This window comes from Nonomuraea rhizosphaerae, from assembly GCF_019396405.1.
GTDB classification, from domain to species: domain Bacteria; phylum Actinomycetota; class Actinomycetes; order Streptosporangiales; family Streptosporangiaceae; genus Nonomuraea; species Nonomuraea rhizosphaerae.
On the sequence record NZ_JAHKRL010000477.1, the window covers coordinates 1 to 11,131 of the forward strand.

General features: G+C 70.8%; 10 protein-coding genes and 1 pseudogene. 10 read left to right on the forward strand and 1 reads right to left on the reverse strand.

Translation table 11 applies throughout. The features are described 5' to 3' along the window. Window positions 1–39 precede the first annotated feature (39 nt). Complete coding sequence (locus KME77_RS24680; protein WP_308250882.1) at window positions 40–942, reverse strand: peptidylprolyl isomerase; 903 nt, start codon at window positions 940–942, stop codon at window positions 40–42. A gap of 170 nt (window positions 943–1,112) precedes the next feature. Between KME77_RS24680 and KME77_RS24685 the strand changes: the two genes are divergently transcribed. The 10 genes and pseudogenes from KME77_RS24685 to KME77_RS24730 form a co-directional block, all read left to right on the forward strand. Further along, complete coding sequence (locus KME77_RS24685) at window positions 1,113–1,595, forward strand: DUF2231 domain-containing protein (protein ID WP_219471324.1); 483 nt, start codon at window positions 1,113–1,115, stop codon at window positions 1,593–1,595. A gap of 9 nt (window positions 1,596–1,604) precedes the next feature. Continuing rightward, entirely contained in the window at window positions 1,605–2,906 is a 1,302-nt protein-coding gene (locus tag KME77_RS24690) for a replication-associated recombination protein A (RefSeq protein ID WP_219471325.1), read from the forward strand. 87 nt (window positions 2,907–2,993) lie between these two features. Next, the gene (locus tag KME77_RS24695; protein ID WP_219471326.1) at window positions 2,994–3,911 is read left to right on the forward strand and encodes an oxygenase MpaB family protein; all 918 of its coding nucleotides are present in this window, start codon (window positions 2,994–2,996) and stop codon (window positions 3,909–3,911) included. A 162-nt stretch (window positions 3,912–4,073) separates the two neighbouring features. Continuing rightward, complete coding sequence (locus tag KME77_RS24700; RefSeq protein ID WP_219471327.1) at window positions 4,074–4,448, forward strand: DUF948 domain-containing protein; 375 nt, start codon at window positions 4,074–4,076, stop codon at window positions 4,446–4,448. Further along, window positions 4,445–4,675, forward strand: coding sequence for a hypothetical protein (locus KME77_RS24705; RefSeq protein WP_219471328.1), 231 nt, complete (start codon window positions 4,445–4,447; stop codon window positions 4,673–4,675). The genes KME77_RS24700 and KME77_RS24705 overlap by 4 nt, the downstream gene beginning before the upstream one ends. 21 nt (window positions 4,676–4,696) lie before the next feature. Then, window positions 4,697–7,369 carry an alanine--tRNA ligase gene (gene alaS, locus KME77_RS24710; RefSeq protein ID WP_219471329.1) on the forward strand — a complete coding sequence of 891 codons (2,673 nt, stop codon included), beginning with the start codon at window positions 4,697–4,699 and terminating at the stop codon, window positions 7,367–7,369. 1 nt (window position 7,370) lies between these two features. Next, window positions 7,371–7,853 carry a Holliday junction resolvase RuvX gene (gene ruvX / locus KME77_RS24715; RefSeq protein ID WP_219471330.1) on the forward strand — a complete coding sequence of 161 codons (483 nt, stop codon included), beginning with the start codon at window positions 7,371–7,373 and terminating at the stop codon, window positions 7,851–7,853. Window positions 7,854–8,250: 397 nt separating this feature from the next. Further along, a complete protein-coding gene (mltG, locus tag KME77_RS24720) occupies window positions 8,251–9,246 on the forward strand; it encodes an endolytic transglycosylase MltG (RefSeq protein WP_308250883.1) in 996 nt (331 codons plus the stop codon). Window positions 9,247–9,472: 226 nt separating this feature from the next. Further along, on the forward strand, window positions 9,473–10,624 hold the full coding sequence (gene mltG / locus KME77_RS24725; protein ID WP_219471332.1) for an endolytic transglycosylase MltG: 1,152 nt from the start codon (window positions 9,473–9,475) through the stop codon (window positions 10,622–10,624). Between the two features lie 224 nt (window positions 10,625–10,848). Further along, window positions 10,849–11,131, forward strand: a pseudogene (locus KME77_RS24730) (shikimate dehydrogenase); the annotation flags it as partial.

Below are 11,131 nucleotides of genomic sequence, written 5' to 3' on the forward strand. Positions count from 1 at the left end.
CACCCCGCGACGGGTGGCTGGGCGCTTTGGTGTCAGCGGCTACTTGAGCGTGACCTTCTTGATGATGATCGGGTCCTTCGGCGCCGTCGAGCCGCCGTCGCCGACGATGTCCTGGTCGTTGACGATGACGCCCTTCTTGGCGACCTCCTCGATGATCTCCAGGCCGGAGCGGACCATGCCGAGCACCGAGTACGCGCCCTCGATCTGCGCGTTCTCGTCCGACAGCGAGATGGCGAACTGGCTGCTGTTCTGCCCGGCCGCGTCCAGCGGCTGGGTCAGGAACACCACGCCCCTGGTGTACGGGATCGAGCCCACGGCCTCGTCGCCGTAGACGTAGCCGGCGGTGCCCTGCCCGTCGGTCGGGTTCTTGCCGTCGGCCTTGGCCAGCGGGTCGCCGCACTGCAGCAGGAACAGGCCCGCCGTCTCCGGCGTCACCAGGCGGTGGCACTTGGTGTTGTTGTAGAAGTTCTTCTTGGCCAGGAACGCCATCGAGTTGACCGAGCAGGGCGTCGCGGCCGGGTCCACGTCGATGACGATGTTGCCGTGGTTGGTGGAGACCGTCATGGTCTTCAGCTTCATGTCCGGCCTGGGGCCGGGCATGCCGACGTACTTCTTCGGCACGTCCGCGGTGTCCTTCTTGTACGTGCAGGTCACCTTGCCGGTCTTCTTCGGCAGCGAGGACAGCTCCGGCGTCGGGGACGCCTCAGGAGAGGTCGAGGCGGAGGCCGAGGGCGTGCTCTCGGCCGAGACCCGCTGGCCCGGGTCCTTGTTCACCAGGGTCGTCGCGGCGAAGATGCCGCCCGCGACCACGACGACGGCCACGCCCGCGCCGATGTAGGTGTTGCGCCTTCCCTTGGACGACTCCGCCGCCGCGCGCTGCGCCTGCCTTTCCTTGTGCTCCCGAGCCAGCTGGCTCTGGCGGTCCTCGTCGCCGCTGCTCACCGGTTTGTCCTCTCCGCTTTGCCGATCCATGACCAAAACAACTCCGCGAATGCTACCGGCCCTGGATATGTGCCGGACGTAAGCGACGGAATTCACACTCTGTGACGGAACGGATCGCGAACCTTATCGGCTTGCCGTTCGTAGTTGAAATGAGAACTAGGAGTGGTGACATGTTCGACGAGATTCTCGGCCTGCCGGCCCATGCCCTGATCATCCACTTCGCGGTGGTCCTGACCCCCCTGCTGGCGGCCGCCTCCGTGGCGTACGCGGTGCTGGCCCGCTGGCGGCCGGTGCTGGCCTGGGCCGTGGTGCTGCTGTCGCTGGGCGCGCCCGCGGCCGTGTTCGCGGCCAAGGAGAGCGGCGAGAGCCTCAAGGCGGCCCGCTTCGCCACCGCCGACGGCACGCTGGGCCAGCGGATCTCCACCCACCAGAGCTTCGCCACGCCGCTGCTGCTGTCGGTCGTCGGGCTGGCCGTCGTGTCGCTGCTGCTCGTCTACGCGACCCGGCCGAGCCGCGCCTCGATCGGCTCGGACAAGTTCGGGCGCCCGGTCACGCTCGTGCTGTCCGGGGTGACCGTGGTGCTGGCGGCCGTGGTCGGCTACTACGTCTTCCAGGCCGGCGACTCGGGAGCGAGAGCGGTCTGGGGCGTGTAATCTCACGTTGTGGAGAGTCTGTTCGATTCGGCGGCCGAGGCGGCCACACCTCAGCCTCTCGCGGTCCGGATGCGGCCGCGCGGCCTCGACGAGGTGATCGGCCAGCGCCACCTGCTCGGCTCCGGCACGCCGCTGCGCAGGCTGGTGGAGAGCGAGGCGCCGATGTCGCTCTTCCTGTGGGGCCCTCCCGGCACCGGCAAGACCACGCTCGCCTACGTCGTCGCGGGCGTCACCAAGCGCCGCTTCGTCGAGGTCTCCGCCGTCTCGGCCGGGGTCAAGGACGTACGCGCCGCCATCGACACCGCCCGCCGCGAGCTGGGCATGAGCGGCCGGCAGACCGTGCTGTTCGTCGACGAGGTGCACCGCTTCAACAAGGCCCAGCAGGACGCCCTGCTGCCCGCCGTGGAGAACCGCTGGGTCACCTTCATCGGCGCGACCACCGAGAACCCGTTCTTCTCCGTCATCTCCCCGCTGCTGTCGCGCTCGCTGCTGCTGACGCTGGAGTCGCTGACCGACGACGACATCCGGGTCGTCCTGGAGCGCGCCGTCGCCGACGAGCGCGGTCTCGGCGGCCGCGCCACCCTCGCCCCCGAGGCCCTCGACCACCTCGTACGACTGGCCGGAGGCGACGCCCGCAGGTCGCTGACCTACCTGGAGGCCGCCGCGCTGCTGGCCGACGACATCACCGTCGAGGTGGTGGAGAAGGCCGTCGACAAGGCGGCCGTCCGCTACGACCGGCAGGGCGACCAGCACTACGACGTCATCAGCGCGTTCATCAAGTCGATGCGCGGCTCCGACGCCGACGCCGCGCTCCACTACCTGGCCCGCATGGTCGAGGCGGGGGAGGACCCCCGGTTCATCGCCCGCCGCATCGTCATCTTCGCCTCCGAGGACGTCGGCATGGCCGACCCCACCTGCCTGCAGACCGCGGTCGCCGCCGCGCAGGCCGTGCAGCTCATCGGCCTGCCTGAGGGGCAGATCAACCTCGCGCACGCCGTCATCCACTGCGCGCTGGCCCCCAAGTCCAACGCGGTCGTCAAGGCCATCGGGGCGGCCGTCGGCGACGTGCGGCGCGGCCTCATCGGGCAGGTGCCCGGCCATCTGCGCGACGGCCACTACCCAGGCGCCGCCAAGCTCGGCCACGGCGAGGGCTACAAGTACCCGCACGACTTCGACCACGGCCTGGTGCGCCAGGACTACGCGCCCGAGCAGGTCCGCGACCAGCGCTACTACGAGCCGACCAGGCACGGCGCGGAGGGTCCGGTGGCCGAGCGGTGGGCCAAGATCCGCGACTTCCTGCGCGGCTCCTGACGCCCCGCGACCTCCGGCGGCCGTCCCCGCCGAGGGGCGGGGACGTTGTGCGAGGTTTGTCATGATGTGCAGGGGAATCACATCGGTGTGAAGGCCACCGTTACCCCAGGCGGCGGATTGTTCGGTCCCAAGTCGATCACCTGGCGGATCCACACCGAGACCTTCGGCTGGCCCGCCGTGCTCCGCTCCTTCCAGCTCCAGGCGCTGCACCCGCGCACCATCCGCGGCATCGCCCAGAACTGCCTGCTCGACGACCCCGAGGTCGCCTACGCCCGGCTGCGCCGCCAGCTCGACTTCGTCACCGTGCGCACCTTCGGCTCCCGCGAGCAGGCCGGCCGCGCCGGCGAGCGCGTACGGCGCGTGCACGCCCGCCTCATCGCCCTCGACCCCGACACCGGCACGCTCTTCCGCCTCGACGAGCAGGAGAACCTGCGCTGGGCCCACAGCGCCGAGGTCTCCTCCTTCCTGGAGATCGCCCGCCTGTCCGGCGTGCCGCTGACCCCCGCCGAGCAGGACGCGTACGTGGCCGAGCAACGGCGCTGCGCCGACCTCGTCGGCCTGCGCGACGCCCCGGAGGACGTCGCCGAGCTCGACGCCTGCCTGGAGTCCACCCGGCCCTTCCTCGCCGTCACCGACGAGGCCCGCGAGGCGGTGCGGCGCAGCGTCGGCCCGGCGCTGTCGCTGCGGCTGGCCGTGCTCACGCCGCCGCTGGCCCTCGGCTCGCTGCCCGCCGCAGGCGCGCTCGCCTTCGCCACGCTGCCCGCCTGGGCCAGGAGCATGTACGGGTCGTACGCGCTGCCCGCCTGGATCAGGCCCCTGTACGGCCTGGCCGGGCTGCCGGGCCGGTACGGCGCCGACGCCACGGCCACGGCCGCCGAGGTGGCGTGCAGGGCGCTGAGGGCCGCCGCGACGGCGATGCCGGGGCGGCTGGTCGCCCCGGAGATCCGGGCGGCGCGCGGCCTTATGCGCCCGGCCGTCGAGGCGCCCGCCGACGTGGCCGCCTGATGTGCTGGCTTGATGTGCCCGGCTGATAGGGCTGCCTGATGTGTCCAGAATCGCGCCGTACGACGTGGCGGGCCGTCCATGCCTCCCGTCCCCAGTAACGTGGGCCCTCTGACGCGATAGGGTTTCTGCCGTTCCGGCCCAGCGTACGAGGGAGAAGTGCGGATGCTTACCGCTGGAGAGGTCGCCGGGCTGATCGCCGCCACGGGCTGGATCGTCCTGGTCTGCGTGCTCGTGATGGTGCTCGTCAAGCTCACCCGGCTGATCACCGAGACCAGCAAGGCCGTCGCCGATCTGACGGCGCGTGTGACGCCGCTGCTCGACGACATGAGCCTCGCGGTCAACGAGACCAACAGGCAACTGGTCGCCGTCGAGGCCATCGCCAAGGACGTCAAGCGGGTCAGCGGCCACGCCGCCAAGCTCAGCGCCGTCACCCACACGGTCTTCACCGGGCCGCTGATCAAGGTCTCGTCCATCGGCCACGGGGTGCGCAGGGCCATCGAGGTCCGCAGGCCCCGCAAGGCGGTGCGGCGCCGATGATCAGGAGGCTGTTCTACCTGTCGCTCGGCTCGCTGCTGACCCTCTGGGTGATGCGCAAGCTGCAGGCCCTGCACCCCAACCACGTCGCCCGCCGCACGGTTGGCACCGCCACGAGCATGGTCCGGCAGGTGAGAGACTTTACCTCTGACGCGCTCGGCGAGGCCGCGGAGCGCGAAACCGAGTTGCGCGCCCGCTTCGGGCTCGACAACCCTGACAACAACGACTAACCAACGCAAAGGATGGCCACAATGGAGTCGGCAGAAATCGCTCGCCGCTTCCTGCGCTTCTTCGAGGAGCGTGGGCACCTGATCGTGCCCTCGGCCAGCCTGATCGCCGAGGACCCCACGCTGCTCCTCGTCAACGCGGGTATGGCACCCTTCAAGCCGTACTTCCTGGGGCAGCGCAAGCCTCCGGCGGCTCGGCTGGCCACCGCCCAGAAGTGCGTACGCACCCCTGACATCGACGAGGTCGGCAAGACGACCCGGCACGCGACGTTCTTCCAGATGCTCGGAAACTTCTCCATCGCCGACTACTTCAAGGCGGAAGTGATCCCGTTCGCCTGGGACCTGCTCACCAAGCCGGAGTCCGAGGGCGGCTTCGGCTTCCCGCCCGACCGTCTGTGGGCGACCGTCTACCACGACGACGACGAGGCGCTCGACATCTGGCACAACAAGGTCGGCCTGCCGCTCGACCGCATCCAGCGCCGCGGCCTGGAGGACAACTACTGGCACATGGGCGTGCCCGGCCCCGGCGGCCCCTGCTCGGAGATCTACTACGACCGCGGCCCCGAGTACGGGCGCGAGGGCGGCCCCGTCGCCGACGAGAACCGCTACCTCGAGGTGTGGAACCTGGTCTTCATGCAGGACACCCTCGGCGAGGTGCGCAGCAAGGTCGACTTCGACATCGTCGGCAAGCTGCCGGCGAAGAACATCGACACCGGCATGGGCCTGGAGCGCATGGCGGCGATCCTGCAGGGCGTCGACAACATCTACGAGATCGACACCACCTACAAGATCCTCGACAAGGCGGCCGAGCTCACCAAGACCCGCTACGGGCGCGACCACCGCTCCGACGTCAGCCTGCGCGTGGTCGCCGACCACGTGCGCACCGGCGCCATGCTCGTCGCCGACGGCGTCATGCCCGGCAACGAGGGCCGCGGCTACGTGCTGCGCCGCATCCTGCGCCGCTCCGTGCGCAACCTGCGCCTGCTCGGCTCCGGCGACGAGCGCTACATGCACCCGCTCACCGAGGTCGCGATCGACGTCATGAGCGAGCAGTACCCGCAGCTCAAGGGCGACGCGCCGCAGATCCACGCGGTCATCGACGCCGAGGAGGCCTCCTTCCTCGGCACGCTGCGCACCGGCACCGCGATCTTCGACGTGGCCGTCGAGGAGACCAAGCGCAAGTCCGGCACGACGCTCACCGGCGACCAGGCGTTCCAGCTGCACGACACCTACGGCTTCCCCATCGACCTGACCCTGGAGATGGCCTCCGAGCACGGCCTGAAGGTCGACGAGGAGGGCTTCCGCCGCCTGATGAAGGAGCAGCGCGACCGCGCCAAGGCCGACGCGGCGGCGAAGAAGACCGGCAACGCTGACATCTCCGTCTTCGGGCAGCTGCTGGAGAAGGCGGGCAAGGTCGAGTTCCTCGGCTACGACCAGACCGAGGCCGACACCAGCATCGTCGGCATCCTCGTCGACGGCCTCTCGGTCCCGGCGGCGGGCGCGGGCACCACCGTGGAGGTCGTGCTGGCCCGCACCCCCTTCTACGCCGAGGGCGGCGGCCAGCTCGCCGACCAGGGCGTCATCCGCACCGGCGGCGCGGAGGTCGAGATCAACGACGTCCAGACGCCGATCGCGGGCCTGGTCGTGCACCGCGGACGCGTGCGCAAGGGCGAGCTGAAGGTCGGCGACGAGGCGCAGGCGGAGATCGACATCGAGCGCCGCCGCGCGATCTCGCGCAGCCACAGCGCCACCCACCTGGTGCACCGCGGCTTCAAGAACGCGCTCGGCGAGACCGCGGCGCAGGCCGGCTCGGAGAACTCTCCCGGCCGCTTCCGCTTCGACTTCACCGCGGCGGGCGCGGTGCCGCCCAGCGTGCTGCGCGACGTCGAGGACGAGGTCAACGCCGTGCTCATCAACGACCTCAAGGTCAACGCCTTCTACACCTCGCAGGCGGAGGCCAGGGCGATGGGCGCGCTGGCGATGTTCGGCGAGAAGTACGGCGACGAGGTCCGCGTCGTGGAGATCGGCGACTACTCGCGCGAGCTGTGCGGCGGCACCCACGTCCACAGCTCCGGGCAGCTCGGCCTGGTCAAGGTGCTCGGCGAGCAGTCCGTCGGCGCGGGCGTGCGTCGCGTCGAGGCGCTGGTCGGCATCGACGCCTTCCGGTTCCTGGCGCGCGAGAGCGTGCTGGTCGCCCAGCTCACCGAGCAGCTCAAGGCACGCCGCGAGGAGCTGCCCGAGCGGATCGAGGGCATCGTCACCCGGCTGCGCACCGCCGAGAAGGAGCTGGAGCGCGTCCGCTCCGCGCAGGTGCTCCAGGTGGCCGGTGATCTCGCCGCGCAGGCCCGTGACCTGCACGGAGTCTCTGTCGTGACACACCGCGCGCCTGATGGCACCGGTGCCGACGACGTGCGTAAGCTCGCGCTTGATGTGCGCGGCAGGTTCCCGGCCGACCGGCCGGCGATCGTCGTGATCGCGGGCACCCCCTCCGACCGGCCCGTGGTCGTTGCCGCGGTCAACGAGGCGGGACGTGAGCGCGGGCTCAAGGCCGGGAGACTGGTCGGCGTCGCCGCCAAGGCACTTGGGGGTGGCGGTGGCGGCAAGGACGACGTCGCGCAGGGCGGCGGCACACGACCGGAGGCGGTCGGCGACGCGTTGCGACTGGTCGAGCAGGCCATCGGCGAGCAGCTCGGCTGAGATGCGCTTCGGTTCGCGGATCGGCGTCGACGTCGGCTCCGTACGCATCGGCGTGGCCCGCAGCGACCCCTCGGGCCTGCTGGCCACCCCGGTGGAGACCGTCAGACGAGGCACGGGCGACCTCGACCGCATCGCCTCGATCGCCGACGAGCACGAGGCGATCGAGATCGTGGTCGGGCTGCCCACCTCGCTGTCGGGCCGTGAGGGCGCGGCCGCCGGCCTGGCCAGGGAGTTCGCGTCCTCGCTGGCCGCGCGGGTCAGGCCGCTGCCCGTGCGCCTGTTCGACGAGCGGCTGACCACGGTCGCCGCCCAGCAGGGGCTGCGCGCCAGCGGCGTGCGCGCCAAGAAGCAGCGATCGGTCGTAGACCAGGCGGCGGCGGTGGTGCTGCTGCAGGACGCGCTCGACGCCGAGAGAGCCACGGACAGACCACCCGGCAGGCCCGTCGACCCGCCCACCGCGGCGGCCGACGGACCCGCCTCATGACCGCGACGCTCACCGGGCGTGGCGAGTGGCTGGAGGTGGCGGCGTGAGCCTGCCTCCGGACGATGACCACGGTCTGGACGCCACCACCTCGCCGACGCCCGCGAGCGACATCCCGAGAGGCGGCGCCCCTGAGGGCGGGTCTCCAGGGGGCGGCACCCCTGAGGATGGGCCTCTAGGAAGCGGCTTCTCCGGGAGCGGGTCCCCTGTGGGCGGCTTTTTCGAGAGCGAGTCCGATGCGGGCGGCCCGCCTGGTGGCGGTGCCTCCGGTGACGTGGCCGCGGCGAGCGGGACGTCCGACGGGAATGGCGGGGCGAGCGACGCCGGCCCCAGGAAGCGCTCTTCCAGGAGACGCCCCCGGCGGCGGAGGGCGGCGCGCCGGGCGGCCATGGTGACGGTCGTGGTGACCGTGTCCATGACCGCGCTCGGCGCCGGCCTGTACACGGTGCTCAAGCCGTACATCGCCCCCGCCGACTTCGACGGCGCCGGCAGTGGCGCCGTCGAGGTCCGCATCGCGCCAGGAGCCAGCGCGGGCGACGTCGGCGAGGTGCTGGCGGAGGCCGGCGTGGTGGCCAGCGCCAGGTCGTTCGTGAACGCGACCGAGGCCAGGTCCGTCGCCGACCGGCTGCGTCCCGGTCACTTCCGGCTGCGCAAGGGCATGGCCGCGGGCGCGGCGCTGGACCTGCTGCTCGCCCCGGCCTCAAGGGTGATCAGGCGCGTCACGGTGCCGGAGGGCATGCGGGCCGCCGAGACGCTCAGGCGGCTGGCCGAGCAGACCGGCCTGGCGCTCAAGGAACTGCGCGCGGTGGACCCGGCCCTGCTGGGACTGCCCGCGTACGCCAAGAGCCTGGAGGGGTTCCTGTTCCCGGCCACGTACGAGGTCGAGCCGGGAGACACGGCGGTGGACGTGCTGGCCGCGATGGTGGAGCGGTTCGGCGCGGCGGCCAGGCACATACGGCTGGCCGAGCGGGCCGCCGAGGTGCGCCTGACACCTCTGGAGGCCGTCACGGTGGCCAGCATCGTGCAGGCCGAGGGCGGCAGGGCCGCCGACTTCCCCAAGATCGCCAGAGTCATCTACAACAGGCTCAAGCAGGGCACGCCGCTCCAGCTCGACACCACCGTCCTGTACGCGCAGGGCAGGCGGACGCTGAAGGTCACCGAGCGCGACACCAAGGTCAGCTCTCCGTACAACACGTACCTGCGCCCCGGCCTGCCGCCCGGCCCGATCGCCAATCCGGGGGAGAAGGCCCTGCTGGCGGCCCTGAAGCCGGCCAAGGGCAATTGGCGCTGGTTTGTGACGACGGATCCGGCGCATAGAATCACCAAATTCACTAACAAAGAGAGCGAGTTCGTGAGATACCGGGAAGAGTTCCACCGATACCTCGGGACGAAATGATGCTCGCCGGGACACCCCTCGTCCCGCCGGGGCCATGTGAGCGCCCCGCGCGGAGCCCTCGCTCAGGGGGCCGCACACTCTTCCTGTTCTCTTGTATGGCTACGCAGAGTGATCTCCGCTGGTCGTGGGTGCATGACCGGTGGTCCCCCCGCTCGGTAACCCCCAACGGTTCGGCAGTTCCGCTTGACGCCGGGCCGTTCGCACCGGGAGATTGGCCAGCGCACCTATGAGCGATCTCGACATGGATTTCCTGCTCGGCGCCGAGGACGACGAAGGTCGTCCGCGGCGCCGCTCCCGCAATGACGGACGCGGCGGGCGCAGGCGCCGCAGACGCCGCAACCGGGGCGGCTTCATCGCTCCGCTGCTGGCCTTCATCGTCCTGGCCGGCATCATCGGCGGCGGCGGCTACTTCGGCTACCAGTGGCTCAGCGGCGCGCTGGTGCCCGACGACTTCACCGGCCAGGGCAACGGCGAGGTGGTCGTCGAGATCAAGGACGGCCAGAGCGCCTCGGACGTGGCGCTGGAGCTGGAGCGGCAGGGGGTCGTCGCCAGCGCCAGGGCGTTCACCAACGCCATCGCCAACGCCAACAAGAGCGCCTCGCTCCAGCCGGGCCAGTACACGATGCGCAAGGGCATGTCGGCCGCCAACGCCGTCAAGATGCTCGACTCGAACAACCGCCTGCTCATCAGGGTCACCCTGAAGGAGGGCCTGCGGCTGTCCGACACGCTCAACCAGCTCGCGGAGAAGACCAAGAAGCCGCTGAAGGAGTTCCAGGCCGCCGCCAAGGAGACCGGCGACATGGAGCTGCCACGCTACGCGAAGGGCAGGCTGGAGGGCTACGCCTTCCCCGCCACGTACGAGTTCCAGCCCAAGACCACCCCGGCCGAGATGCTGACGCAGATGGTCGAGCGGTTCAACGAGACCGCCAAGAAGGTGGACCTGGAGACGGGCGCCAAGGAGATGGGGCACACCCCCGGCGAGATCATCACGATCGCCAGCATCATCCAGGCCGAGGCCGGGCGCCACGAGGACATGCCGAAGATCGCCCGCGTCATCTACAACCGGCTCGACCGTGACCCGCAGATGAAGCTGGAGATGGACAGCACCACCCTGTACGGCCTGAACAAGTACGGCACCGCCGCCACCAACGCCCAGCTGCAGAGCAAGTCGAGGTACAACACCTACATGTACCTCGGCCTGCCGCCCGGCCCGATCACCAACCCGGGCGACGCCGCCATCGAGGCCGCGCTCAGCCCGGCCAAGGGGCCGTGGCTCTGGTTCGTGGCGACGGACCCGAAGAGCAACGTCACCAAGTTCGCCTCCACGGAGACCGAACGCCAGGCCCTCCTGGCCGAATACCGCGCGAACGGCGGCTGACCCGGCCGGTGTCCGGTCGACTGGGATGCGACCGGACACCAGGCCGAACAGCCGGCCGAACAGCCGGCCACGCCACCGGTCTCACCGTCTCGTCACGGCGCCCGGCCCCGTGCGGGCTCAGCGGCCGTCTCCCTGGAGGCCCCTGGCCCTGTACGGCGACTGGGGCCAGGGGGGCCTGCCGTACAGAAGAAGACAAAGGTGTTGGTGTTGGAGAGGGAGATATCGTGCGAGCAGCCGTCCTGGGCGCGCCGATCGGGCACTCGTTGTCGCCGTACCTGCACCGGGCGGCCTACCGCGCGATGGGCCTGACCGACTGGACCTACGAGGCGCACGAGTGCGACGAGGCCCGCCTGCCCGCCCTCTTCCGCGCCCTGCGCCCCGACCACGCCGGCCTGTCGCTCACGATGCCGCTCAAGCGCGCCGTCCTCCCCCTCCTCGACACCGTCTCCGACCTCGCCGTCGAGGTCGGCGGCGCCAACACCGCCGTCTTTGCGGGCCGGGGGGCGC